The sequence below is a fragment of the Pseudomonas sp. ICMP 3272 genome, assembly GCF_001466905.1.
In the GTDB taxonomy this organism is placed as follows: domain Bacteria; phylum Pseudomonadota; class Gammaproteobacteria; order Pseudomonadales; family Pseudomonadaceae; genus Aquipseudomonas; species Aquipseudomonas amygdali.
This window is the reverse complement of sequence record NZ_LKEK01000036.1, coordinates 48,853-72,787: the sequence shown is the minus strand read 5'-3', so window position 1 is coordinate 72,787 and position 23,935 is coordinate 48,853. Positions and strand designations below refer to the sequence as shown.

The 23,935-nt window shown below is 59.1% G+C and carries 23 protein-coding genes; 20 read left to right on the top strand and 3 right to left on the bottom strand.

All coding sequences use genetic code 11. The annotated features are described in order from the left end of the window. Nucleotide 1 precedes the first annotated feature (1 nt). The gene (locus AO068_RS04810; RefSeq protein WP_058407793.1) at nucleotides 2–1,162 is read left to right on the top strand and encodes an MFS transporter; all 1,161 of its coding nucleotides are present in this window, start codon (nucleotides 2–4) and stop codon (nucleotides 1,160–1,162) included. A gap of 84 nt (nucleotides 1,163–1,246) precedes the next feature. Then, complete coding sequence (locus AO068_RS04805) at nucleotides 1,247–1,891, top strand: TetR/AcrR family transcriptional regulator (RefSeq protein ID WP_058407792.1); 645 nt, start codon at nucleotides 1,247–1,249, stop codon at nucleotides 1,889–1,891. A gap of 38 nt (nucleotides 1,892–1,929) precedes the next feature. Here the strand turns inward: AO068_RS04805 and AO068_RS04800 are convergent, their stop codons facing one another. Next, on the bottom strand, nucleotides 1,930–4,671 hold the full coding sequence (locus tag AO068_RS04800) for a beta-glucosidase (protein ID WP_042931063.1): 2,742 nt from the start codon (nucleotides 4,669–4,671) through the stop codon (nucleotides 1,930–1,932). 497 nt (nucleotides 4,672–5,168) lie between these two features. Between AO068_RS04800 and AO068_RS28735 the strand changes: the two genes are divergently transcribed. The 13 genes from AO068_RS28735 to AO068_RS04735 all read left to right on the top strand — a co-directional run bounded on the left by AO068_RS28735 (nucleotide 5,169) and on the right by AO068_RS04735 (nucleotide 16,365). Then, on the top strand, nucleotides 5,169–5,396 hold the full coding sequence (locus AO068_RS28735; protein WP_058407791.1) for a hypothetical protein: 228 nt from the start codon (nucleotides 5,169–5,171) through the stop codon (nucleotides 5,394–5,396). Between the two features lie 83 nt (nucleotides 5,397–5,479). Next, nucleotides 5,480–7,204, top strand: a complete 1,725-nt coding sequence (gspE, locus tag AO068_RS04790; protein WP_004665672.1) for a type II secretion system ATPase GspE — start codon at nucleotides 5,480–5,482, stop codon at nucleotides 7,202–7,204. Next, on the top strand, nucleotides 7,201–8,403 hold the full coding sequence (gene gspF / locus AO068_RS04785) for a type II secretion system inner membrane protein GspF (RefSeq protein WP_058400417.1): 1,203 nt from the start codon (nucleotides 7,201–7,203) through the stop codon (nucleotides 8,401–8,403). Before gspE ends, gspF begins: the two co-directional genes overlap by 4 nt. A gap of 25 nt (nucleotides 8,404–8,428) precedes the next feature. Then, a complete protein-coding gene (gspG, locus tag AO068_RS04780) occupies nucleotides 8,429–8,860 on the top strand; it encodes a type II secretion system major pseudopilin GspG (protein ID WP_002553963.1) in 432 nt (143 codons plus the stop codon). Between the two features lie 8 nt (nucleotides 8,861–8,868). Next, nucleotides 8,869–9,303 carry a prepilin-type N-terminal cleavage/methylation domain-containing protein gene (locus tag AO068_RS04775; RefSeq protein WP_002553962.1) on the top strand — a complete coding sequence of 145 codons (435 nt, stop codon included), beginning with the start codon at nucleotides 8,869–8,871 and terminating at the stop codon, nucleotides 9,301–9,303. Further along, on the top strand, nucleotides 9,303–9,674 hold the full coding sequence (locus tag AO068_RS04770) for a type II secretion system protein (protein ID WP_002553961.1): 372 nt from the start codon (nucleotides 9,303–9,305) through the stop codon (nucleotides 9,672–9,674). The genes AO068_RS04775 and AO068_RS04770 overlap by 1 nt, the downstream gene beginning before the upstream one ends. After that, complete coding sequence (locus tag AO068_RS04765) at nucleotides 9,671–10,303, top strand: prepilin-type N-terminal cleavage/methylation domain-containing protein (protein WP_002553960.1); 633 nt, start codon at nucleotides 9,671–9,673, stop codon at nucleotides 10,301–10,303. Before AO068_RS04770 ends, AO068_RS04765 begins: the two co-directional genes overlap by 4 nt. Then, nucleotides 10,300–11,034: a general secretion pathway protein GspK gene (locus AO068_RS04760; RefSeq protein WP_058400418.1), complete on the top strand. Its 735-nt coding sequence runs from the start codon at nucleotides 10,300–10,302 to the stop codon at nucleotides 11,032–11,034. Before AO068_RS04765 ends, AO068_RS04760 begins: the two co-directional genes overlap by 4 nt. Beyond that, nucleotides 11,031–12,128, top strand: a complete 1,098-nt coding sequence (locus AO068_RS04755; RefSeq protein WP_058407790.1) for a type II secretion system protein GspL — start codon at nucleotides 11,031–11,033, stop codon at nucleotides 12,126–12,128. Before AO068_RS04760 ends, AO068_RS04755 begins: the two co-directional genes overlap by 4 nt. Further along, on the top strand, nucleotides 12,103–12,714 hold the full coding sequence (gspM, locus tag AO068_RS04750) for a type II secretion system protein GspM (protein WP_002553957.1): 612 nt from the start codon (nucleotides 12,103–12,105) through the stop codon (nucleotides 12,712–12,714). The genes AO068_RS04755 and gspM overlap by 26 nt, the downstream gene beginning before the upstream one ends. Beyond that, nucleotides 12,711–13,241 (top strand): type II secretion system protein N, encoded by a 531-nt coding sequence (locus AO068_RS04745; RefSeq protein ID WP_057402616.1) that lies wholly within the window; start codon nucleotides 12,711–12,713, stop codon nucleotides 13,239–13,241. The genes gspM and AO068_RS04745 overlap by 4 nt, the downstream gene beginning before the upstream one ends. After that, complete coding sequence (gene gspD / locus AO068_RS04740) at nucleotides 13,241–15,568, top strand: type II secretion system secretin GspD (RefSeq protein WP_058407789.1); 2,328 nt, start codon at nucleotides 13,241–13,243, stop codon at nucleotides 15,566–15,568. Before AO068_RS04745 ends, gspD begins: the two co-directional genes overlap by 1 nt. A gap of 74 nt (nucleotides 15,569–15,642) precedes the next feature. Then, nucleotides 15,643–16,365, top strand: a complete 723-nt coding sequence (locus tag AO068_RS04735; protein ID WP_058407788.1) for an alpha/beta hydrolase — start codon at nucleotides 15,643–15,645, stop codon at nucleotides 16,363–16,365. 46 nt (nucleotides 16,366–16,411) lie between these two features. On the opposite strand, the gene AO068_RS04730 is transcribed toward AO068_RS04735, so the two are convergent. Then, nucleotides 16,412–17,158, bottom strand: a complete 747-nt coding sequence (locus AO068_RS04730; protein ID WP_003435958.1) for a hypothetical protein — start codon at nucleotides 17,156–17,158, stop codon at nucleotides 16,412–16,414. A gap of 227 nt (nucleotides 17,159–17,385) precedes the next feature. Further along, complete coding sequence (locus tag AO068_RS04725) at nucleotides 17,386–18,582, bottom strand: MFS transporter (RefSeq protein ID WP_058407787.1); 1,197 nt, start codon at nucleotides 18,580–18,582, stop codon at nucleotides 17,386–17,388. 247 nt (nucleotides 18,583–18,829) lie between these two features. Between AO068_RS04725 and AO068_RS04720 the strand changes: the two genes are divergently transcribed. The 5 genes from AO068_RS04720 (at nucleotide 18,830) to AO068_RS04700 (ending at nucleotide 23,931) form a co-directional block, all read left to right on the top strand. Beyond that, nucleotides 18,830–20,188, top strand: coding sequence for an AAA family ATPase (locus AO068_RS04720; RefSeq protein WP_058407786.1), 1,359 nt, complete (start codon nucleotides 18,830–18,832; stop codon nucleotides 20,186–20,188). Then, nucleotides 20,175–20,825 carry a hypothetical protein gene (locus tag AO068_RS04715; protein WP_058407785.1) on the top strand — a complete coding sequence of 217 codons (651 nt, stop codon included), beginning with the start codon at nucleotides 20,175–20,177 and terminating at the stop codon, nucleotides 20,823–20,825. Before AO068_RS04720 ends, AO068_RS04715 begins: the two co-directional genes overlap by 14 nt. A gap of 142 nt (nucleotides 20,826–20,967) precedes the next feature. Further along, nucleotides 20,968–21,699: a GntR family transcriptional regulator gene (locus AO068_RS04710; RefSeq protein ID WP_058400424.1), complete on the top strand. Its 732-nt coding sequence runs from the start codon at nucleotides 20,968–20,970 to the stop codon at nucleotides 21,697–21,699. Between the two features lie 50 nt (nucleotides 21,700–21,749). After that, the gene (locus AO068_RS04705) at nucleotides 21,750–23,036 is read left to right on the top strand and encodes an MFS transporter (RefSeq protein WP_058400425.1); all 1,287 of its coding nucleotides are present in this window, start codon (nucleotides 21,750–21,752) and stop codon (nucleotides 23,034–23,036) included. 52 nt (nucleotides 23,037–23,088) lie between these two features. Then, complete coding sequence (locus tag AO068_RS04700) at nucleotides 23,089–23,931, top strand: amidohydrolase family protein (RefSeq protein WP_058407784.1); 843 nt, start codon at nucleotides 23,089–23,091, stop codon at nucleotides 23,929–23,931. Nucleotides 23,932–23,935: the final 4 nt, after the last annotated feature.

Genomic DNA, 23,935 nt, shown 5'->3' with positions numbered 1-23,935 from the left:
CGTGGACCGCGCTGATCTGTCCAGGCTGGCGGTAGTCAAACTGGGGCTCGCGCAACTGATCAGTTGGGGTGTGACGTTTTATCTGCCGGGGGCTTTCGGCAATGCGATTGCCGATGATCTGGGCTGGAGCGGCCAGCAGGTCTTTTCCGGGCTGTCAGTCGCACTGTTGATCATGGGCCTGGTTTCGATCTTTAGTGCGCGTTTGCTCCAGCGTCTCGGTGCACGGCAGGTATTGCAATACGGGGCCGGGCTCAACGCGCTTGGCTGCTGCATGCTGGCTGTGTGCGAGACACCTCAGTCGTGGTTTTTTGGCTGGGCAGGGCTGGGCGTCGGCATGCGTTTGTCACTTTACGATGCGCTGTTTGCTGCCCTGGCAGCGCTGTTCGGTGCACGCTCGCGGGCGCTGATGGTGCAGATCACCTTGTTGGGCGGGCTGGCATCGGCGTTGTTCTGGCCGCTGGGCCACGGCTTGTTGAATGCGTTGGGCTGGCGTAGTGCGGTTGCGCTCTATGGCTGCCTGGCATTGCTCAGCGGGTTATTGGTCAGCGGCCTGCCGGACTCCCGGTTGCCGGTCTTGAACGCCGTGCCGGCCGTGCCTGCGCCCGCTGACACCACGGCCTGGATACCTCAGTTCGGCTACGCCCTGAGCATGTCCCTGATCGCGTTCCTGTCAGCCGGTCTGTCTGCCCATTTACCCGCGTTGCTGGCTGGTTTGGGTGTGCCGGTCGTGCTGGCAGCGCTGTGGGGCATCGGTCAGACCTGCGCGCGTCTGGCGCAGGCTTTGCTGGCGCAGTCGATGCCTGCACTGCGCCTGAATGTCTGGGTCGCTGCCGGAATGGTGCTGTGTTTCACCTTGGGGCTGCTCAGTCAGGGCCATACCCTGCTGGCCTGCATGTTCCTGTTCGGTTATGGCGCGATGAACGGGCTGGCCACATTGCTGAGGGCGAATCTACCCTTTGAGCTGTTTGCACATTCGCATTACGTACACCTGCAGGGCCGATTACTGGCTCCTGCCTTTCTGCTGTCAGCTGGCGCTCCGTGGTTTTTTGCGTGGGTGCGTGAAGGGCAGGGCGACAGCGGTCTGCTGTGGTTGTCGCTGGCGATCAGCCTGGTGTTGATTGCAGTGGCAATTGTGTTGAATCTGAATGGCTGCGAAAAATGAAATTGTCCAACAATCCGCTTCAATAGCGTTGCCAGTAGTCGCCTGAATGGTTAGGGTACGCGGCTGTTCAAGAAGGAGCCTGATATGACTCTGCATGACCCCACGGAAACGGGCACGGCAGTCACCCGACACAGGCGCGCGCCAAAGGGTGAAAAACGCCGCAAAGAGCTGCTTGATGCGGCCTTGCAAGTGTTTTCCCTTGAGGGCTATACCGGCGCTTCGGTGGCTAAGGTAGCGGCCATCGTCGGTATTTCCGTCGCCGGGCTGCTGCACCATTTTCCCAGCAAGATCTCGCTATTGATGGGCGTGCTGGACCGCCGCGATGAGGTCAATAGCCGCATTGCTGCCGAGGTGCGCACAGACAACACGTTGACCGGCCTGCTCGGCGGCCTGCGCGCTATCAACCGTTCCAACGCCACAGCGCCCGGCGTGGTGCGTGCCTTTTCGATTCTCAATGCGGAAAGTCTGCTGGAAAACCAGCCTGCCTTTGAATGGTTCCAGACGCGCTACGAGCGTATTCACGCGAACTTGATGGGACAGTTTGCAGGTTTGGTGGAGCGCGGGGAAGTGCGTGCGGATGTGGATCTGGACAAGATCATCCGGCAGATTCTGGCGATGATGGATGGCTTGCAGATTCAGTGGTTACGCTTTCCCGATCAGGTGGACCTGGTCGAGTGTTTCGATACCTACATTGCGCAGGTCGATGCAGCGGTAAGGGCTCGTCCCTGAGCCTTTATTTGTCCGTTTACCCTTCAGTCAGCTAACGCTTACTCGACGGTCTGCTTGAATACACCACCGGTCTTGACCGGTGGTTTCTCGACCAGAACCGAGTTCAGAGCGGAGCGTGGCAGCGGGTTGCTGGTGGTGGTCGACAGTTCCTGACGGAACGAGTTGACCAGCTTGGCGTTCAGGCGGATGTCCTGCGACGACGAACCGAGCGAGATGTTGAAGGTGTCGGCATCGACCACCCACTGCTTGCTCTTCTCGTCAAAGTAGGCCAGCGAGCGGTCATTCAACTCGATGGTCACACGCTTGCTTTCACCCGGCTTGAGGAACACCTTCTTGTAGCCTTTGAGTTCCTTGATCGGACGCTCGACTTTCGGGTTCTGCTGGCCAACGTACAGCTGAGCGACTTCCGAACCACCGACCTTGCCGGTGTTGCTCAGGTCGAAGGACACCTTGATCGGCGTATTGCCGACCGCGACACCTGGCGTGACCTTGATGTTGCTGTAGCCGAACGTGGTGTACGACAGACCGTAGCCGAACGGGTAGAGCGGCTTGATGCCTTTCTTCTCGTATCCGCGATAACCCAGCAGCAGGTCATCCTTGTAATCCATTTCGGTCAGAGTGTTCTGATTGTCGAATTTCGGGAAGGAAGCGTAAGCCGGGTTGTCTTCGATGTTGCGTTCGATACTGATCGGCAACTTGCCCGACGGGTTGACCTTGCCGAACAGGATCTCGGCCAGGGCCTGACCACCGTTCTGACCTGGGTAGAAAGCGTGCAGCGCTGCTGGAACCTGTTCGATCCAGTCGCTCATCTTCAGACCCGTACCGCCATACATGGTCACCACGGTATTGGGGTTGACCTTGGCGATGTTCTGGATCAGCTCGTTCTGGAACTCAGGCAGATCGAAGCTGTGGTCGAAACCTTCACCTTCGTATTCGTTGCTGTTACCCACGGCAACCACGACGGCGTCATAACCGGACAGGTCCTGAGGAGCGTTCAGCGAAGCGGAGCTCAACTGCACACCTACCAGGCCGCCCATGGTCGACAGGTAGCCGGCACGACGCGAGTACTCGAGCTTCACGTCGTAAGACTTGCCTGCTTCCAGATTGATCTTGGCGAACTCTGGAATGGTTGGCGGAATGCTGTTGCCCGGAAGCGGCTTGCCGTCACCGTTGTCGATGATTTTCTTGCCGTTGACCCACAGACGCACGGCGCCGTCGGCACGCACCTTGAACACCTGCTCGCCGCTCTGGGTCGGGGTGACCTTGCCGGTGTAGCGAATTGATGTCGACGATGTATCGCCGTTCAGTTCGCCAGCAGTCGAACCTTTGCTGGTGTACGGATCGGACGTCGACGTGTTGCTTTCGAACGGCAGGTTTTTGTCGTTGGCCCAGTCCAGGTCAACATGCTTCTCGGTGCGGGTGACCGCTGCATCACCAGACCAGTTGGTGTTGCTGAAGTACTCGACCTTCATGCCCTGAACTTCATTGCCCGTTGCGTCGGTGGTGGTCCAGGCACTGGTGCTTGGGTCCAGCGACAGGCCTTCGATGAAGTCGACCTTGGCGTTAGGCGCGATTTGTTGCAGGCCGCTCAATTCGCTGACGTAATGGCTGGCCATAACGTTGGCGCTGCCGAAACCGGTCGGTGGCGAGTACTTGGCCAGGGTGCCGACTACGGCGATTTTCTTGACTTTCTGCTTGTCCAGCGGCAGCAGATTGTCCTGGTTTTTCAGCAGGACGATACCTTCACGCGCAGCGTTCAGAGCAACCTTGTTGCTGGTCGAGCTGTTCATGTTGTGCGTGGTCAGCGGCGTCTTGCTGTCGAACTTGTACAGGTAGATCTGCTTGAGGATGCGGCGGACCTTGTCGTCGATGGTCGCAGCGCTCAGGTCGCCGGCGTCCAGATGCGGCTTCAGCACGGAGCTGTTCATCTGGTAGCCCATCATGTCCAGATCGGTACCGGCGCGGGCAGCGTTAAAACCGTGAACGACAGCGTTGTAGTCGCTCTGTACGAAGCCTTTGAAGCCCCATTCCTTCTTCAGGATCTGGGCGATCAGGTGGTCGCTTTCGCAGGCGAAATCACCGTTCACCTTCTGGAAGGCACACATCATCATCGCCACATTGCCGTTTTTCGACGACGATTCGAACGCAGGCAGCGACATTTCGCGCAGAACGCGCTCTGGCATTGTCTGGTTCAGATTGAAGCGGTTGCTTTCCTGATCGTTGGCCGCGTAGTGCTTGGCGTTGGCCCATACACCACGAGACTGGATACCGTTGATGACGCCTGGTGCCAGGCTGGCGCCGAGGAACGGGTCTTCACCGGAGAGGTATTCGAACGCACGGCCGCCGTACGGCATGCGATACAAATTGACGCCGGGACCAGTGATGAACTGGTAGCCGCCGACGGCAGTGTCATAACCCAGCGCGCGGCCGAGGTCGATGGCACGACGTGGGTTGAAGGTGGCGGCCAGGTTAGGACCGGACGGGTAAACAACACCCTGATCGTTGCCTTCGCTGGTGTAGCGCACGCCGACACCGCCGTCAGCGCCGTGGATCTGCGGAATGCCGTAGTTGGTCAGCGGCTTGACGTCCCAGCCGCCGGTGCCGCCGATGTAGGCCAGCTTTTCTTCCATGGTCATTTTGGCCAGGGTTTTCTGTGCGGCTTTTTCGGCGCGATCTTCACGCCCTTGTTGCACGGTAGGGTCAGCGGCGTGCACCTGGGATACTGCCAATGCCAGCAAGGCCAGCGCCGAGTGCGCGCCTATCATCTTTCGCTTGTTCATATTGCTCTCCAACTACGTTTCAATTAACTGGTTGCCTGCGCACGTGCGAAGGACTAACTCGTCGTCATTTGCCTTTGCGGCTTACTCTTTTCTCCGGGCAAAAGTTGCCCGCTGTCGCGTTTTTTCCCCTCTTAACAGGGGAGCGACTTATGGCTGTTTACTTACTGTTTCGATGTTTTATTTATTATCTTTTCTACTTCTCGTGAGCCATCACATTGCTATCACATGGTGGCACTTTGAATCTAAAAACCGTTACAATTAACCCTAAAACAAGGCATAAATGTCAAATAAAAGCGTATTTTTCTTTCATTTCGTATTTTTTCTTTACAATTTAGGAACTCTTGTTAAACCTACTGGTCGATGGGTTTAAGATTTTTCAGGACGAAGAAAGACAGCTCGCAAGTTGCGATGCGTGCTGTACGCTATTTCTTGCCCGGTCTTTATCCGATTTCTGCCTTTTGCAGAATTCACTTCTTTTTTCTGTGGAGTTAACTACGATGAAATTCTCTGTAATCAGTGCAGGCGTTGTTCTGGGTCTGGCCCTTAGTGGTGCAGTAGTTGCCGCTGAAGCGACCGATGACGATGCAACATCCGGTGCAAGCGATTCGACGGTCATGACCCAGACCCAGGACGCCAAGGCAGCGCAGAAGGCGCAAAACCAGAAGGCCGAAACGACAAAAGGTGGTCGCCCGCAGAACGCAACCACTCAAAAGCAGTCAAACTGATCGTTTGAAGCCTTTGAGCACAGCACTTTCCAGTCGGAGAGTGCTGTAACATGTCCCTCCGAAGTAGCAAAATGCCCTCATCCATGCCGCCAGTTCCCGTCGATGTTTCCCGTCTCCTCATTCCGGATGCCGCGCAGGTTTGCGCCTGGCTGACCGAGCACGCGGGTCTGAAAATGGCCGATCTGGAACGGGCGCAACGTTTGCAGCAGGAGTCTGAAGGCACCGAGCTGCTCGGGTTGTTGACTCGTCTGGGTCTGGTTTCAGAATTTGAACTGGCCCGCGCATGGGCTGCACTTTTGCAGGCGCCGCTGTTGCTCGCTGACGCTGTGCCGCCGCTGCTCGACCCCTTGCCGCCTTTGACCGAGCGCTTCATGCGCCACTATCAAGTCGTGCCTGTAGGCTGGAGCGATCAAGGGCTACAAGTGCTCAGCGCCAACCCCGGTACGCTGTACCCGTTCCAGGCCATCGCTTATGCCTGCGAAGTGCCGGTGCGGCTGTCCATCGGGCCGCGCAATGAAGTCGAAACCCTTATTGAGCGCTATTACGGACAGGGCCGCTCGGCGATGGGCACCCTGATCGAGAACCTCGATGAGGAGGGCGGCTCGCTGGAAGACATCGAGCACCTCAAGGATCTGGCCTCCGAAGCGCCGGTCATTCGTCTGGTCAACCTGATTCTGCAACGCGCGGTCGAACAGCGTGCGTCGGACATTCATATCGAGCCGTTCGAGAGCCAGTTAAAGGTGCGCTACCGCATCGACGGCGTACTGCATGAAGCCGAAGCGCCACCGTCCAGTTCTTCGGCGGCGGTTATTTCCCGGGTGAAGATCATGGCGCGGCTGGACATCGCCGAGCGTCGTCTGCCGCAGGATGGCCGGATCATGCTGCGCATCCAGGGCAAGGAGCTGGACCTGCGGGTGTCTACGGTGCCCACCAGCTTCGGCGAATCGGTGGTCATGCGTTTGCTGGACCGGCAGACCATCAATTTCGATTTCCCCAGCCTGGGTTTCGATGGCGAACGGCTGGATGAATTTCTCGACGTGCTCGAGCGTCCACACGGCATTCTGCTGGTCACCGGGCCGACCGGCTCCGGCAAGACCACCACTCTTTATACTGCGCTCTCACGGCTCAATACCGCCGAGCGCAAGATCATCACCGTCGAAGACCCGGTCGAGTATCAGCTCGAAGGCATCAATCAGATTCAGGTCAAGCCTTCCATTGGCCTGGACTTCGCCGGGGCGCTGCGCTCCATTGTGCGTCAGGACCCGGATGTCATCATGATCGGTGAGATGCGTGACCTGGAAACCTGCCGTATCGCCATTCAGTCCTCGTTGACCGGTCACCTGGTGCTCTCGACGCTGCACACCAACAGTGCGGCGGCGAGTATTACCCGTCTGCTGGACATGGGCGTCGAAAGCTACCTGATCGCCTCGACGGTCAACGGCATTCTGGCCCAGCGTCTGGTCCGCCGTCTTGATCCGGCAACCCGGGAAGCCTTCGATGCGCCGCCGGAGTTGATTGCCGAGCACGGGCTGGAGCGCTTCACTGATGAACGCCCGATTCGCCTGTATCGCCCGCGTGCCGATGCACCTGGCGGCGGTTACCGGGGGCGCAGTGCAATCACCGAGTTGCTGGTTATGAACGAGGAGCTGCGCAGTCTGTTGATGCGTCACGCCGATGCTTCGACGCTGGAAGAAGCTGCCCGACGCGGCGGGTTGCGCACGCTGCATGAAGAGGGGCTGCGCCAGGCCGTGGCCGGGGTGACTTCGCTGGAAGAAGTGCTGCGCGTCACCCGAGGTGAAGGCACATGAGCCTGTTCAAGTACCGTGCACTGGATGCTCAAGGCGCGCCGCAGAACGGCACGCTGGAAGCCCGCGATCAGGATGCTGCAATCGCCGCGCTACAAAAGCGTGGTCTGATGGTCTTGCAGATTGACGCGGCCGGTATGGGCGGTTTGCGCCGCGCGCTGGGCAGCGGCTTGCTCAATGGGGCAGCGCTGGTCAGTTTCACGCAGCAGCTCGCAACGTTGCTCGGTGCCGGGCAGCCGTTGGAACGATCTCTTGGAATTCTGCTCAAACAGCCTGGACAACCGCAGACCAAGGCATTGATCGAGCGCATCCGCGAACAGGTCAAGGCCGGTAAGCCATTGTCCGTTGCGCTGGAAGAAGAGGGCACACAGTTTTCGCCGCTTTATATAAGCATGGTTCGCGCCGGCGAAGCGGGGGGCGCGCTGGAAAGCACGCTGCGTCAACTGAGTGATTATCTGGAACGTAGCCAACTGCTGCGTGGCGAGGTCGTCAACGCGCTGATCTATCCGGCCTTTCTGGTGGTCGGCGTACTGGGCTCGCTGGCCCTTTTGCTGGCTTATGTAGTGCCGCAATTCGTACCGATCTTCAAGGATCTCGGCGTGCCGATTCCGTTGATCACCGAGGTCATTCTCAACCTCGGACAATTTTTGAGCAACTACGGCCTGGCTGTTCTGGCGGGCCTGATCGCGCTGATCTGGGGCATGGCCATTCGCATGCGCGACCCACAGCGCCGTGAACGCCGCGACCGTCGCATACTTGGCATTCGGGTGATCGGTCCCTTGCTGCAACGCATCGAGGCAGCGCGTCTGACTCGAACGCTTGGCACGCTGTTGACCAATGGAGTGGCGTTGTTACAGGCGCTGGTGATCGCTCGCCAGGTATGCACCAATCGCGCCTTGCAAGCGCAGGTGGAGCAGGCGGCCGAGTCGGTCAAGGGCGGCGGCACGCTGGCCAGTGCGTTCGGCGCGCAACCGCTGCTGCCGGATCTGGCGCTGCAAATGATCGAGGTCGGCGAACAGGCTGGCGAACTGGACACCATGCTGATGAAGGTCGCCGATGTGTTCGACGTCGAAGCCAAGCGGGGTATCGACCGCATGCTGGCGGCGCTGGTCCCCGCGCTGACCGTGGTGATGGCGGGCATGGTCGCGGTGATCATGCTGGCCATCATGCTGCCGCTGATGAGCCTGACCAGCAATATCTGAATCCATGAAAGAGGAAACCACTCCGATGACTTTTAGCCGCACACGCTTCAAACCCGCACGCCGACAGGGCGGTTTCACTTTGCTGGAAATGCTCGCGGTTATCGTCTTGCTGGGCATTGTTGCGACCATCGTCGTGCGCCAGGTAGGCGGCAACGTCGACAAGGGCAAATACGGCGCAGGCAAGGCTCAGTTGGCCAGCCTGGGCATGAAGATCGAAAGCTATGCGCTGGACGTCGGTTCGCCACCCAAGACCTTGCAGCAATTGACCGAGAGACCGGGTAACGCCTCGAACTGGAACGGCCCTTACGCCAAGCCTTCGGACCTTAAAGACCCGTTCGGCCACGCGTTCGGCTACCGCTTCCCGGGCCAGCACGGCAGCTTCGACCTGATTTTCTACGGCCAGGACGGTCAGCCGGGCGGCGAAGGGTACAGCGCCGACCTGGGTAACTGGGAGTAACGTTCGGCATGAGAACGCCTGTCGCAAGCCGGGGTTTTACCCTCATGGAAATGCTGGTAGTGCTGGTGTTGATGAGCATTGCCGTCGGTCTGGTGGGTTTCGGTCTGCAACAGGGTTTGAGTACCGCCAGTGAGCGACGCGCGGTCGGCGACATGGTCGAGGCGCTCAGGGCAACCAGAGTGCGCGCGATTGTCACCGGTCAGCCTGCACGCACTGAGTTCAATCTGCGCAAGGCGACGTTCAAGGCACCCGGCAAGCGTGAGGTGCACTGGCCTGAAAATCTGCATGTGACCATGCAGACCGCTTCGGATCTCGGCTCGTCCGTGGAGTTCTACCCGGATGGCGGTTCCAGTGGCGGCAACGTGGTTGTCGCCGACGGCGACCGGCGCTGGCGTATTGATATTGGCTGGCTGACCGGTAGCGTTCAGGTACGGTCGCTTTAATGAAAACATCGCAGTCGGGGTTCACCCTGCTGGAGATGCTTGCTGCATTGACCGTTATGGCAGTGTGCAGCGGCGTTCTGCTGGTTGCGTTCGGGCAGAGCGCCCGCTCCCTGCAACAGGTGTCGCGCAGTGACCGGATCAGCCATGCAGCACGCACGATTATGGATCAGGAAAGTGCCGGCCCGCTGGAAAACGGTACGCGTCAGGGAACGCTAGCAGGTATCGACTGGACCCTGGATATCCGTCAACTGTCGGGTGCCAATGGTGAGGCGCGGATGTTTCGCCTCGACCTGATGCTCAGCGAGCACCAGCGCAAGGCGCAGTTCAGTACGCTTAAACTGCGCGGCGCTGTCAGCGGGGCTGGATCATGACCCGCACCCAGCGTGGTTTCACGCTGCTGGAAGTACTGTTGGTGATCAGTCTGTTGGGCGTGTTGCTGGTGTTGGTTGCGGGGGCGCTGCTGGGTGCCAACCGTGCGGTGCTCAAGGCTGAACGTTATACCGTGAACCTGGACGAAGTCCGCGCCGCGCAGGCGTTTTTGCGTAGCTCGATCGGTCAGGCCCTGCCGCTGGATACGTCTGCCGAAGACGACGTCAACAGCGGTTTTTTTGAAGGCTCGGCGCAGCAGTTGCGCTTTGTGGCCACGTTGCCCGGTGAGCTGGGCGGTGGCATACAGGTGCACAGCCTGGAACTTGGGGGGCCGCAAGGCCATCGGTCTTTGCAAGTGTCTTTTGCTCAGGTCCAGTCTGGTGCAAATGGCATTGCCCTGAAACCGTGGGGTGAGCCTCAGGTGTTGTTGCAAAACGTCGAGTCACTGACGTTCAGTTATCGGGGGCTGACCCCCAAGGGCAAGCCGACAGGCTGGATGGCCGAATGGCCCTGGCCGAATCGTTTGCCCGGTGCTGTAAGGATCGACCTGAAGACCAGCGGGGCGGTGAAGTGGGTCCCCGAAGTAGTCGCTTTGCGTCTGGACCTGTCCGGTGGGGCGGGCGGCGAATGAATATAGTCAGTCGACAGCAGCGTGGTGTTGCGCTGCTGGTGGTGCTTTGGGTGCTCGCGCTGTTGAGCCTGCTGCTTGGCGGGCTGGCCGGGTGGGTGCAACTGGAAAGCCGGCAGGCACTCTGGTTGCGCCAGAACACTCAGGCACTGATGGCCGCCGAAGCTGGCATGAATATGGCTGTGCAGGGTTTGCTTGATCCTGCGCAGCGCAAACGCTGGATTGCCGATGGGCGTCTGGTGTCGTTGCGGATGGATGATACGCAGTTGCTCGTCAGCATCAGGAGCGAGCGCGGCAAGCTGGACCTCAACAGCGCGCCGGTGGCGGATATATCGCGGCTATTGCAGGCTTGCGGTGCGGCTAAAAATCAGGCCAGCGGTATTGCCCAGGTGCTGGAAGAGCAGCGCAACGGCGGTCAGTCACCGTTGCGGGTGGTTGAGGAAGTACGCCAGCTGCCGGGCATGAGTCAGGCGTTGTATGCCCGGCTGTTGCCGGAAATAACATTATGGAGCGGCCTGGATCGGCCCGACCCGGCATTCGCTTCGGCGTTGCTGCGACGGGCCTTGAACCTGCCGAACCAAAGCGCGGTCGGGGCCGATCCAGGTGAAGTGCTGGCCATCGACAGCCGCGCAGAAAGACCGGGCGGTGTGACTGCCCTGTTACAAACCACTGTTTTATTGAGCCCATCGGAGGGAGGCGCACAGCCCTACAGGGTGTTGCGTTGGCAAGAATGAATTCATCAGTTTCTGCACGTCTGGCGCCTGTCTACGCGTTACGCGAACAGGTCGCCCGGCAGTGGCGTGGCAGTCCGGCGCAACACGGTTGGCAATGGTGGGTCGCGGAGCTTCGCGCCTGCCTGCCGCCGCGTGTGCGTCGCTGTCTGGGCCGCGAGACCCTGGAGCAGGCGCACGTCTGGCCGCTGGTCGAGCCGCTGCCCGATGCCTCGCCTCAGGCACGACGTGTGTTGTTGCTACCGGCGTCGGCGGTGCTGGTGCAGCCCTTGCAACTGCCAGCTGCCGCAGCGCGTAATCTGTCCACCGTCGTCGGTTACGAGCTGGACCGCTTCACCCCGTTCGACGCTGGCCAGTTGTATTTTGTGGCCCGTCAGGACAGTCGCAGCGCGAGTTTTGTGCAGGTCACACTGGTGGCGATATTGCGCGAGCGGCTGGACGCGATACTCAGCGAGTGCGCCGAGCGCGGTTTGCGTCCCGATGCGGTAGATGTCGTCACTGACATGGGAACTGCCGACATGGGTACTGCCGGGCAGCGCATGGGCATCGACCTGTTGCCGATGCCACTGCGCCCGCAGCAATCGCACTCTGGTCATCGTTTGCAGCGCTGGCTGCTCTGGCTGTGTGCCGGTTTGCTGCTGAGCGCCATGCTGCTGTGGCTGAATGACCGGCAGAGCCTGCTCGATGACATGCAGGCCAGCGTCCAGGCGCAGAAGGCCCAGGTGGGTGAGATTCAACAGCTGCGCCAGCAATTGACCAACACGCTGGGCGCAGCCAATTACCTGATCCGTCGCAAGGCTGCGCAACCGCCGCTGTCGGCGCTGCTCAGCGAATTGACCGCTTGCCTGCCTTCGGACACCTGGATCGAGCATCTGGAAATCAGTGACAGCGCCGAAGTCGCGTTTTCCGGGCAAAGCGCCAAGGCCAGTGCCCTGATTGGCCGCGTCAAGGATTGTCACAGTCTGGACAACGCGCAGTTTCAGGGCGTGATCCAGCCCGACACCAAGACCGGCAAGGATCAGTATTCACTGCGTGCGCATTTGCACCAGAACCAGCATCAGGAGAACGCCGATGCGCCGTCCACTGACAAGCCGTGAGCGGCGGGGCGCGGCCCTGATGATTCTTGCCCTGGTGCTATGCCTGGCTTACTGGCTGTTGATCGACAGTTGGTTCGCCGGACCCTTGCGCGATATCAGCGAGCAGACCGACCAGTTGCGCGAACAACAGCAGCGTTACGCCGGCCTTTTGCAGCAGGGCGACTCATTGCGTGAGCAATTGGAACAGGCCCGTAGTGACCCGGCCAGCAGCACCAGTCTGTTGCCGGGCGAAGACCCGAGTGCTGTGGCGGCGGATCTGATGCAGCGCATTGCCGACCTGATCAGCAGCCAGGCCAGCACCGGCGGCGGCTGCGAGTTGACCCAGCGCATGCCGATCACGCCAGAGCAGGACAGCGCCGAGCCGTATCGGCAGGTCAAGGTCAGCCTGACCCTGAACTGCGCCATCGAACCGCTGACGGCCATCCTGCATGCGCTGGAGTACCAGCGCCCGTTTCTGTTCATTGACGAGATGAGTATGCGTCGCGATGCCAATGCTCCGGCCAGCGGTGCCGCCGGCAAACTGGTGGTGCACCTGCTGGTGCGTGGCTACCTGCAACCGGCCAGCGCCGGGGAGGGTGAGCAATGATCGGTTCCTTACGCCCGCTGGAGTGGTCGCTATTGGCTCTGGCCGCGCTGCTGGCGGGGCTGATCGCCCTGATTTTCAGCGGCGCTGCGCACTCGCCCGACTGGCTGCCGGAGCAGGCACCGCGCAACCCGATCGATCAGAAGGCGCAGACCCAAAATGCGCCGTCGGCGACACTGGACAGCCTGGCCAATACCTGGAAAACCCCGCTGTTCAGTCCTGACCGCAGCCCGGATGTCGCTGTTCGCAAAGCCGACGCGCAGGCCACCAGCCTGGCCGGCCTGACCCTGACCGGGGTGATCATGGACGGCTCGCTACGTGTCGCACTGATTAAACAAGCCAGCGGTCCGGCGTTGAAGATCCGTCAGGGCGATCGCCTGCCCAACGGCTGGACGCTGGACCGCCTGGAGCCTACCCAGGCTACCTTTCAACTCGATGGCCGCACGCAAATGCTGCGCCTGCCCGCGTTGCGTCTGCCGCCGCCGTCGAGTACACCGCCGATTACCTTAACCAACGATTCCACCCTGTGATGGGTACCTTTTCTGGAGTTCCTGCCATCGCTACCTTGCGCACACCTTTGCTTTGCCTGGCTACCGCCGTCGCCCTAGGCGGCTGCGCGTCAAAGCCCGACACTCTCGATCCCGACAATGGCATGCTGCAGGAAGCGCTCCAGGGAACCGGTTCACAACGCCCGCCGGTAGACCCGCGCAGCGAACGACCGCCAGTCGAGCCACCTTCACAGCAACCGGCGAGCTCGCCGCAGCGCCAGATCATCAGAGGCAACCAGCGTTTCATCCGCCAGCCCGCTGCTGCTCCGGCGGCGCGTCCGGCCGAAACCGGTGACATCGTCTTCAATTTCACCAATCAGCCGATTCAGGCGGTGATCAACAGCATCATGGGCGATCTGCTGCACGAGAATTACAGCATTGCCCAGGGTGTGAAGGGCGATGTCAGCTTCTCGACCTCCAAGCCGGTCAACAAGCAGCAAGCGTTATCGATTCTCGAAACGTTGCTGTCCTGGACCGACAACGCGATGATCAAGCAGGGCAATCGCTATGTAATCCTGCCCTCGAACCAGGCCGTGGCCGGCAAGCTGGTGCCGGAAATGCCGGTGGCGCAACCGTCGCCGGGCATGTCGGCGCGGCTGTTTCCGTTGCGCTACATCTCTGCGAGCGAAATGCAGAAGCTGCTCAAGCCGTTCGCTCGGGAAAACGCATTCCTGCTGGTTGATCCGGCGCGCAATGTACTGAGCCTGGCGGGTACGCCCGAAGAACTGGCCAACTATCAGGACACCATCGACACCTTTGATGTGGACTGGCTCAAAGGCATGTCGGTCGGCGTATTCGGCCTGCAACGTGCCTCGGTCGGCGAGCTGATGCCCGAGTTGCAGAAAATGTTCGGCCCGGAGAGCGGCATGCCGCTGGCGGGCATGGTGCGTTTCCTGCCGATCGAGCGGACCAACTCGGTGGTGGCGATTTCGTCACAGCCGGAATACCTGCGCGAAGTCGGCGAGTGGATTCATACCATCGATGAAGGCGGCGGTAACGAGCCGCAGATGTACGTGTACGACGTGCGCAACATGAAAGCCACCGATCTGGCCAAATACCTGCGGCAGATCTACGGGTCGGGTGCCATCAAGGAAGATTCGGCAGCCAAGGTTGCGCCGGGGCTGCGCACTACCACTTTGTCATCGCTCAACTCCAATGGCGGTAGCGGTGTCGGCGGCATGAGCAGTTCCAACGGGCTGGGCAGCAACGGCGGTGGCATGAGTAATGGCGGCGGCTTTGGTAACAGCCAGGGCATGAACAACAGCCAGAACAGTGGCGACAGCGAATCCGAGGGCGACGATCAGAGCAGCAGTGAATCGGATTCGGCCAGCCAGGAGGGTGGAGGAGCGAACGGCAACAGCAAGTCTCTGGACGCCAGCACGCGTATCACTGCGCAGAAGAGCAGCAACCAGTTGCTGGTGCGCACCCGTCCTGCGCAGTGGAAGGAAATCGAGTCGGCGATCAAGCGCCTCGACAACCCGCCGCTGCAAGTACAAATCGAGACGCGCATTCTGGAAGTCTCGCTAACGGGTGAGCTGGACATGGGCGTGCAGTGGTATCTGGGACGCCTCGCGGGGAATTCGGGCACAACCGGCAACGTGACCAACACTGCGGGCAGCCAGGGTGCGATTGGTACTGGCGGGGCTGCGCTGGCTTCTACTGACGCGTTCTTCTATTCCTTCGTCAGCAACAACCTGCAGGTCGCCTTACGTGCGCTGGAAACCAATGGCCGCACCCAGGTCCTGTCGGCACCGTCGCTGGTGGTGATGAATAACCAGCAGGCGCAGATTCAGGTCGGCGACAACATCCCGATCAGCCAGACGTCGATCAACACCAACACCTCCACCAACACCACATTGAGCAGCGTCGAATACGTGCAGACCGGTGTGATTCTCGACGTCGTGCCGCGCATCAATCCGGGCGGGCTGGTGTACATGGACATTCAGCAGCAGGTCAGCAGTGCCGACACCACTAGCGGCACCACTGACGCCAACGGCAATCCGCGTATTTCCACGCGCTCGGTCGCCACGCAGGTGGCCGCGCAGAGCGGTCAGACCGTGCTGCTGGGCGGTTTGATCAAGCAGGATAATGCCGAGACGGTCAGCGCCGTACCTTACCTGGGCCGCATCCCGGGCTTGAGATGGTTGTTCGGCAATACCACCAAATCCAAGGGCCGTACCGAGCTGATCGTGCTGATCACGCCGCGGGTCATCACCAGCAGCAGCCAGGCACGTCAGGTGACGGATGATTACCGTCAGCAGATGCAGTTGCTCAAGCCAGAGGTCTCGCGGACCAGCATGCAGAACTGAGGCATTGTTGGTTTTGTCTCCACGCCCACTCACGACGCTGCTTGTCGGCAGCGTCAAACAGAGGTCATGAACCGATGCTGAAATTTTTCGCTGCCATGCTGTTTGCCATTGCTGGCATGGCGCAGGCGCAGGACACCCTGCACACTGATCTGCCGCTGGATTACCTGGCACAGGCCAACGTCGAAACCCCGAACCGGCCGCTGGTGATCTTCATTCATGGCTACGGCAGTAACGCGGCGGACTTGTTCGGGCTCAAGGAAAATCTTCCGGCCGATTACAACTACCTGTCGGTGCAGGCTCCAATGGAGTTGCGCGCTGACAGTTACAAGTGGTTCACCCAGAAACCGGGCGTGTCTGACTACGATGGCGTGACTGAAGACCTCAAGAGCAGCGGCAAGCAACTGAGCGCATTCATCACCCAGGCCACCGGCAAGTTCCACACGCAGCCGGGCAAGGTGTTTCTGGTCGGGTTCAGTCAGGGCGCGATGATGAGCTACGAAGTCGCCCTGCGTCAGCCGAAGCTGGTAGGGGGGATTGCTGCGTTGAGCGGGCGGTTGTTGCCGGTGGTGCAGTCCGAGGTCAAAGCCTCTGATGATCTCAAGCGCCTGAACGTCTTCATCGGTCACGGGGTACAGGATCGCCAGGTGGCCTACGCCAGCGGCCCGCAAGCCGAAGCCACGCTGAAGTCGCTCGGCCTGACACCGCAATTTCATGGGTATGAAGGGCTGGGGCACAGCATCAACGAAGCCGAGGTCATTGACCTGGCGGCTTGGTTGAAGCAGTCAAACCGTCAGTGAATACGTGCGTCGTCCGAGGGGGGGGCGACGCGAGATCCTCGGTTACCTAGTTGACCTTGACCTCTTTGAACTTGAGCACGTTTTCCTTGCTCTCGCGGTCGCGAAAGGTCAGTTTCAAGGCGGGTGATTTCTTCAGTCGACCCTTGGTCGCCTCAAATATCAGTGTGACTCTGGTTGGCACGTTACGGATCAGCTGGAAGCTGTCCCAGCGATCATACTTCGCATCGCCAACATGCATTTGTGTCAGGCCCAGCGCGCCACCGGTTTCTTCAAACAGGCTGACAGGGTTCAGAAAGCGAAAGTCGCGATCGGCGCTTTTATTGATCAGTTCGAGCGTGCAGGTAGGCGACTGACCATTCTGATCACAGTCGAGCAGCTCAATACTCAGATTGTCGACGGTCTCGGACCGCTTGCCGAACATGTTGGCGTTGTCATTCTCGGTAAACAGTTTCTGACTGCGGGCGAACTCCACCGAAGGCTTTGCGTATTCGCCGCCCAACTTGAAGAACACCGCGCAGAGAAACAGTGACAGCGCCATCCACACGCCAAGCTTCAGTAACGAGGGGAGCTTTCTGGCGAGGATGGCGATACCCAGCCCGCTGAACAGCATGACTGTGCTGACAATGATGATCAGTGTCTTCCAGTTGATGAAGTCGACACTGAGGCCAAGAATGGTCGGGTCCGGAAACAGGTAGGTGAAGATGCTCCAGATGACCCCGATCATCCAGACTATGCCTGCCGATATTTTGACCAGAATCGCGGAAATCTTGCTTGTTCGTGGTGCTGCGTCCATTGCTGTTTTTGCCTTGTTCGGGTTGCGGGAATGCATACCGATACGCTTGAGCAGCGGTATCGTCGGGTGGGGGCCTTGGGATGAGGCGTCTGTACAATCCGTGTTCAATCGCGCAGATCCAGAGGTGCCGGATACGCGAGCCTTGAGGTGCGAGAGAGAGCCAGAAGGGCGATGGGCCATGCCATCGCCGCGGCATTATCCTGCAAATCAGTTACAAAGTGCAGCGTTTACGCATTCTGCCTGGATCGATCCCTGAGCAGCGCCAGCAAGGCAGTCAGTGGCAGCACCGTGCCTGCGATCAGCACCCAGGTCCAGCCGCCATGATCAAACAACGGACTGGCCACCGCCGAGCCAATCGCGCCGCCGATGAAAATGCTGGTCATGTACAGCGCGTTGAGCCGGCTGCGGCTCGCGGCATCCAGTGCATAGACGGTGCGCTGGCCCAACACCATGCTGGTCTGCACGCAGAAATCCAGCACCACGCCTGTTACCGCCAGGCCTATCACGCTGTAGGCAGGATGAATAAGCCCCGGAAGAAAGCTCAGTGCACCGAATAGAAGAGCGCCCAAGGACGCGATGCGGGTGTAACCGGCGTCTGCCAGACGGCCGCTGATGGGGGCCGCAATGGCACCAATTGCGCCGATCAGGGCAAAGATCGCGATCTGGGTCTGCGACAGCCCGTGATTGCGTGACAGCTCCAGAGGCACGGCGGTCCAGAACAGGCTGAACGTTGCGAACATGCACGCTTGATAAAAGGCCCGCTGGCGCAGCACCGGCTGGGTGCGCAAGAGCGTCCAGAGCGAGAACAGCAACTGGCCGTAGGATGCACGATGATCCGGAACGCGTTTGGGCATGGTGGTGGCGAGTACCACACTGATGCCGATCATCACCACGGCCGCCGCCCCGAACACTGCGCGCCAGCCGAAATGGTCAGCCACCAGACTGGCAATCGGCCGCGCCAGCAAAATCCCCAGCAACAGCCCGCCCATGATTCCGCCCACCACCCGGCCGCGGGATTCCTCCGGCGCCAGGTGCGCCGCCAGCGGGATCAGCATCTGCACCGACACCGAACTGAAACCCACCAGCAGCGACACCAGCAGAAACAGATTCGGCTGCTCGGCAAACGCAGCGCTCAGCAGGCTGAGCACCGCAACCGCAGTGGTGATCAGCATCAGCCTGCGGTTCTCCAGCAGATCCCCCAGTGGCACCAGAAAGAACAAGCCCAGCGCATAACCGATCTGCGTTAACGAAACGATCAGACTGGCGGCCGTACTCGACAGCCCGATGTCCGGGGCAATCAGCTCGATGATCGGCTGCGCATAGTAGATGTTGGCGACAATCGCGCCGCAGCAGAAGGCAAACAGCATGACCATGGCCGGGGTCATGCTCACGGCTTTGTGCGCCGCGTGGGACGAGTTGGGCATGAAGATTCTCGCTTGAGCGTAAACCTGGCAGACACGCGAGGCGCATCTGTCAGGCGGGTTTTTGACTGATGGCAAGCAGGCTAACGGTTTTGTCGCGGATTAAGTAGGTGCGGCGAGTTGATACAGGATATTTCCGGGAATGATGATTTGATGTAAGTCGTTTTATGGCGAGGTCTTCACGGAGCGTGCAGGAGTGCCATAATGCCGACCGTCATTGTGTTCTGGATCAATCCCCTCAGGGACCTTCATGGAAATCAAAAGCTTCAGGCTCGTTAATGTGGGGCGTTTCAGCGATCTTGAAGTCGCTCTGGCGCCTACCGAAAGACATGCGTCGAAGGTGACCGTGCTGGTTGGCAATAATGGAGCGGGGAAGACTACGCTGCTCAAGTCTGTCGCTACATCGTTGAGCTGGCTGGTAGCGAGAGTCAGGACGCCGAAAGGTGCTGGCAGTCGTATCGATGAGGGTATGGTTCAGAACGGTGCCGCTACATCCTCGATTACCATTCGGATAGAGGATGTGTTGATTTCGGATGACGAGATCAATCCACTTGAAACTGAATGGGGAATAACCGCTACTCGGAAAGGCCGAAACGCCACCTCATCCACAGTATTAAGCGAGCTCAACAGACTTGCTGATGGCTATCGCTCAAAGTTGACTGAAAAAAGTGATACGTCTCTTCCTCTTCTGGCTTTCTACCCCGTCGAGCGCTCTGTCATTGAGATACCGCTCAAAGTCCACGCCAGACATACCTTTGATCAACTCGACGGCTACGACAACGCCTTGGGGCGTGGCGTGGATTTTCGCCGCTTTTTCGAGTGGTTTCGGGAGCGCGAAGACAGCGAGAATGAAACGGGTATCTCGACAGAGTTGCTGAATGAGCTGTCTCAAAAGATCTTGATTGATACAGAACTCTGGAAAGTGCTGACCAGGGAGCATGCCTCTTCACGTGACCGCCAGCTGACTGCGGTCAGAACTGCGGTTGAGGCGTTCATGCCAGGCTTCACAAAACTGCGCGTCAAGCGTAAGCCGCGCTTGCACATGGCTATTGATAAAGACGGTAAGACGCTAAACGTATCCCAGCTGTCCCAGGGCGAAAAATCGATGATGGCGCTCGTCGGCGACATCGCCAGACGCCTAGCCATGATGAACCCGGCGCTGGAAAACCCGTTACACGGCAATGGCATCGTCCTGATCGACGAAGTTGATTTGCACCTGCACCCCAAATGGCAACGCAGTCTCATCGCCCAACTCACTACAACGTTCCCCAATTGCCAGTTCCTCTTGACCACGCATTCGCCGTTGGTCATCAGCGACAGCAAGGATGTGCTGGTGTACGTCATGGACGATGGCGAGTTACGTGAGCAGGACAGTCTTTATGGTCTTGATGCCAATCAGGTGCTGTCGAGTGTCATGGACACTGATATTCGAAATGAGGAGATTCAAACAGCTCTGGATAAACTGCAGCACTTTTTGATGAGAGGAGAGCTCGATGAAGCTCGTACTCTCTACACAGGGTTGGCTGACGAGTTACCTGCAAATCACATCGAACTGGCGAAAGCTTCGCTGCTGATTCGCAAGCTGGAAGTGCGCCGTGAGAAAGATTGAAAAGGGAAGTCTCGCGGTGCTGGAAAAATGGAAGCGCGCGAACAAGGGAAAGAAATACGCCGACCTGGTGGGGCATGAAGATATCAAGGATGCCATTCGCTACGCCTGTGTCACTGAACAGCATGGTTTGTGCGCCTATTGCTGCTGCAGGATCACTGCCGAGAAAGGCAGTGCCTGCAATGAACATGTTGAAGCGCAGCATCTAGCACCGCGTCGCACTCTGGATTTCGGCAATATTGTCGCGAGCTGCACTAACGCCAAGCGGTGTGACAAGGCTCATGGCCGTCAGTTTTTGCCGCTTACGCCGCTGATGATCGAATGTGAAAAAGAGCTGCAGTTTGAGCTTTCGGGTCTGGTGGCAGGCACCACGCCTCGGGCGTGCGCAAGTATCAACGTGCTCAATTTAGGCGATACCCATGAGTCGAACCGGGGTCTTGTGGGAGAGCGCAAGCAGATGATTGATGCACTGCTGTTTTCTTGCAGCATTGACCCTGCTGAGCTGTTTATTGAGGAAGATGATGTTCTCAATCTGTTAAAAAATGACCTGCTTGAGGTAGATGCCCAGCAGTTTCTTCAGCCCTTTTCTCCGGTTTTGGTGAATGTAATTATCGGCATCCAACGCGCTCGTCAGCGTTGACCAAGGCTATTTCCGCACCATCAAGAAACCTTTTGAATTCATATCCCCGATCTGACGTCCTGACTATCGGCCCTTGACGCCCAACGGCGACGTGCCAATAATCCGCTCAAATATTCATATATATGACTGGATAACTACAACAATGAACAAGCTCTCCAGCGACGAACGCCTTCCGCTTTATCAACGTCTGCGCGACAGTCTGGCCGAACAGATTGCCAATAATCGTTGGCGTCCGGGCGAAGCCATTCCTACTGAAGCGGCGCTGTCCGCTGAGTATTGCCTGTCCACAGGCACCGTGCGCAAGGCCATTGATCTGCTCGTAAGCGACAACGTTCTGGAGCGCCAGCAGGGGCGTGGCACGTTTATTCGGCGTGCCCGGTTTCAGTCGTCACTGTTCCGTTTTTTCCGTTTTCAGACCGAAGCGGGTGAGCGCCGTGTACCGGAAAGCCGAATTTTATCGATAGAGCCTGTGGCAGCGCCTTCATCGGTCAGCCAGGCACTGGGCCTGGTGTCCGGTGCGCCGGTCATTCGGATGATCCGGCTGCGCTTGCTGGATGGTCAACCGGTGCTGGCTGAAGAAATCTGGCTGCCTCGGATGCGCTTCCAGGCGTTGCTGGATCTGGACCTCGATACCCAGGGGCCGTTGCTTTATCCGATCTATGAGGAGGCCTGCGGTCAGGTTGTGGCTTATGCGCAAGAGAGCCTGACGGCTGAAGCGGTCAACGATGTGTACGGTCGGTTGCTGCAGGTTTCGGTCGGCAGCCCGGTAGTGGTCATCGAACGACTGGCGCGCAATTACGCCGGTGAACCTTTGGAGTGGCGACGTTCACGAGGGCACGCCAGCCATTTCCGCTACAGCGTGGAAATTCGCTGATCGCACTGCAATCACCCCGACTCATTCAACGCTCATAAGGATACGAAGCCATGTTCAACTGGTATCGCGAAGTCACTCCCAAGGAGCGCAAGACCTTCTGGGCCTGTTTCGGCGGCTGGTCGCTGGACGCCCTGGAAGTGCAGATGTTCGGTCTGGCCATTCCAGCCTTGATTGCCGCCTTTGCCCTGACCAAAGGCGACGCAGGGCTGATCAGCGCCGTGACGCTGGTGACGTCGGCACTGGGTGGCTGGGTCGGCGGAACGTTGTCCGACCGTTATGGCCGGGTTCGCACGTTGCAATGGATGATCCTGTGGTTTTCCTTCTTTACCTTTCTGTCTGCCTTCGTGACCGGCTTCAATCAGTTGCTGATCATCAAGGCGCTGCAGGGCTTCGGCATCGGCGGTGAGTGGGCGGCGGGCGCGGTGTTGATGGCCGAAACGATCCAGTCGCGTTACCGCGGCAAGGTCATGGCAACGGTGCAAAGCGCTTGGGCTGTCGGCTGGGGGCTGGCGGTGGTGCTGTTTACCCTGATCTATTCGTTTGTGCCGGAGGATATTGCCTGGCGGGTAATGTTTTTCGTCGGCCTGCTGCCAGCACTGATGATTATCTGGGTGCGCCGCAACGTCGAGGAGCCGGACAGCTTCCAGCGCATGCAGAAAAACGCTGCGCCGAAGGGCAATTTCTTCAAGTCTATGGCCGGAATCTTTCGCCCCGAATTATTGCGCGTCACCTTGCTCGGCGGCTTGCTTGGCCTTGGTGCGCACGGCGGTTATCACGCGGTCATGACGTGGCTGCCCACCTTTCTGAAAACCGAACGTAACCTGTCAGTGCTCAGTTCCGGCGGCTATCTGGCGGTCATTATCGTTGCATTCTGGTGCGGTTGCGTATGCAGCGGTCTGTTGATCGACCGCATTGGCCGACGCAAGAACATCATGCTGTTCGCGCTGTGCTGCGTGGTCACGGTGCAGTGCTATCTGATGCTGCCGTTGAGTAACACGCAAATGCTGTTTCTCGGCTTTCCGCTGGGGTTCTTCGCCGCTGGCATTCCGGCCAGCCTGGGTTCGTTTTTCAACGAGTTGTACCCGGCAGACGTACGTGGGGCAGGGGTTGGCTTCTGCTACAACTTCGGGCGCGTATTGTCGGCGGTGTTCCCGTTTCTGGTGGGCCATATGAGCGAATCGATGTCGCTGGGCACTGCCATCGGCATCGATGCCGGTATTGCCTATGGCGTGGCGATGGTGGCTGCTTTCTGCCTGCCGGAAACCCGTGGGCGCAATCTTGAGGCCACGCCGGTTGCTGCAGACCCGCTGGATAAGGGCGCGGCGCAGCAGGCTTGAATATCCTTTCACCCGCGGTGTTACAGCACCGCGTTGACTTACAGATGAACTCATGACCGACCCCACCACGCCAATCCTGGGCATTGATGCCCATGCTCATGTCTTCAGCAAGGATTTGAGTCTGACGTCAGGACGACGTTACAGCCCGGACTACGATGCCACTGTGCAAGCGTATCTGGCCCACCTGCACGAACATGGTTTGAGTCATGGCGTACTGGTGCAGCCCAGTTTTCTGGGTACCGATAACCGGTTCCTGTTCGACGCTCTGGCACAGGCCCCTGATCGGTTGCGCGGTGTGGCAGTGGTTGATACCGATATCAGCCGTGGCGCCTTGCAGCGTATGGCCGGGCTGGGCATTGTCGGTATTCGCCTGAACCTCATCGGCAGGGCGTTGCCTGACTTCACGGCACCTGAATGGAAGTCGTTGTTCAAGAACGTCTGGACCCTTGGCTGGCATATTGAACTGCACCGTGAGGTTGCCGACTTGCCGGGGCTGATCCGGCAGTTGCTACCATTCGGTTGCAAGATTGTGATCGACCATTTTGGTCGACCCGATGCGCGCCTTGGTATTGATGACCCGGCGTTCCAGGCATTGCTGGAATTGGGCCTGAGCGGGCAGCTGTGGATGAAAGTCTCGGCAATTTATCGACTGGGCGGCAGTGCCGAGCAGAATGCGGCGTTTGCCCACGCTGCATTGCCGCTGCTGCTGCAAAGCTTTGGTCCGCGCCGGTTGGTATGGGGCAGCGACTGGCCACACACCCAGCATGAACAAGAAGTCAGTTACGCCAGTGTGGTCGAGCAGTTCCGGGCGCTTGAATGTCCGGAACCGCTCAAAAACATGTTGCTGGTCGAGGCTCCTCAGGCGTTGTTTGATTTTCTGCCAATCGAAATCTGACCCG

What these genes read in the sequence shown, in the direction of transcription:
- AO068_RS04770 (WP_002553961.1), top strand. Translation starts at nt 9,303, where the DNA reads ATGAAAACATCGCAGTCGGGGTTCACCCTGCTGGAGATGCTTGCTGCA.
- AO068_RS04720 (WP_058407786.1), top strand. Translation starts at nt 18,830, where the DNA reads ATGGAAATCAAAAGCTTCAGGCTCGTTAATGTGGGGCGTTTCAGCGAT.
- AO068_RS04745 (WP_057402616.1), top strand. Translation starts at nt 12,711, where the DNA reads ATGATCGGTTCCTTACGCCCGCTGGAGTGGTCGCTATTGGCTCTGGCC.
- AO068_RS04705 (WP_058400425.1), top strand. Translation starts at nt 21,750, where the DNA reads ATGTTCAACTGGTATCGCGAAGTCACTCCCAAGGAGCGCAAGACCTTC.
- AO068_RS04760 (WP_058400418.1), top strand. Translation starts at nt 10,300, where the DNA reads ATGAATATAGTCAGTCGACAGCAGCGTGGTGTTGCGCTGCTGGTGGTG.
- gspD (WP_058407789.1), top strand. Translation starts at nt 13,241, where the DNA reads ATGGGTACCTTTTCTGGAGTTCCTGCCATCGCTACCTTGCGCACACCT.
- AO068_RS04755 (WP_058407790.1), top strand. Translation starts at nt 11,031, where the DNA reads ATGAATTCATCAGTTTCTGCACGTCTGGCGCCTGTCTACGCGTTACGC.
- gspG (WP_002553963.1), top strand. Translation starts at nt 8,429, where the DNA reads ATGACTTTTAGCCGCACACGCTTCAAACCCGCACGCCGACAGGGCGGT.
- AO068_RS04805 (WP_058407792.1), top strand. Translation starts at nt 1,247, where the DNA reads ATGACTCTGCATGACCCCACGGAAACGGGCACGGCAGTCACCCGACAC.
- AO068_RS04710 (WP_058400424.1), top strand. Translation starts at nt 20,968, where the DNA reads ATGAACAAGCTCTCCAGCGACGAACGCCTTCCGCTTTATCAACGTCTG.
- AO068_RS04775 (WP_002553962.1), top strand. Translation starts at nt 8,869, where the DNA reads ATGAGAACGCCTGTCGCAAGCCGGGGTTTTACCCTCATGGAAATGCTG.
- AO068_RS28735 (WP_058407791.1), top strand. Translation starts at nt 5,169, where the DNA reads ATGAAATTCTCTGTAATCAGTGCAGGCGTTGTTCTGGGTCTGGCCCTT.
- AO068_RS04765 (WP_002553960.1), top strand. Translation starts at nt 9,671, where the DNA reads ATGACCCGCACCCAGCGTGGTTTCACGCTGCTGGAAGTACTGTTGGTG.
- AO068_RS04735 (WP_058407788.1), top strand. Translation starts at nt 15,643, where the DNA reads ATGCTGAAATTTTTCGCTGCCATGCTGTTTGCCATTGCTGGCATGGCG.
- gspM (WP_002553957.1), top strand. Translation starts at nt 12,103, where the DNA reads ATGCGCCGTCCACTGACAAGCCGTGAGCGGCGGGGCGCGGCCCTGATG.
- AO068_RS04800 (WP_042931063.1), bottom strand. Translation starts at nt 4,671, where the DNA reads ATGAACAAGCGAAAGATGATAGGCGCGCACTCGGCGCTGGCCTTGCTG.
- AO068_RS04700 (WP_058407784.1), top strand. Translation starts at nt 23,089, where the DNA reads ATGACCGACCCCACCACGCCAATCCTGGGCATTGATGCCCATGCTCAT.
- AO068_RS04725 (WP_058407787.1), bottom strand. Translation starts at nt 18,582, where the DNA reads ATGCCCAACTCGTCCCACGCGGCGCACAAAGCCGTGAGCATGACCCCG.
- gspF (WP_058400417.1), top strand. Translation starts at nt 7,201, where the DNA reads ATGAGCCTGTTCAAGTACCGTGCACTGGATGCTCAAGGCGCGCCGCAG.
- AO068_RS04730 (WP_003435958.1), bottom strand. Translation starts at nt 17,158, where the DNA reads ATGGACGCAGCACCACGAACAAGCAAGATTTCCGCGATTCTGGTCAAA.
- gspE (WP_004665672.1), top strand. Translation starts at nt 5,480, where the DNA reads ATGCCGCCAGTTCCCGTCGATGTTTCCCGTCTCCTCATTCCGGATGCC.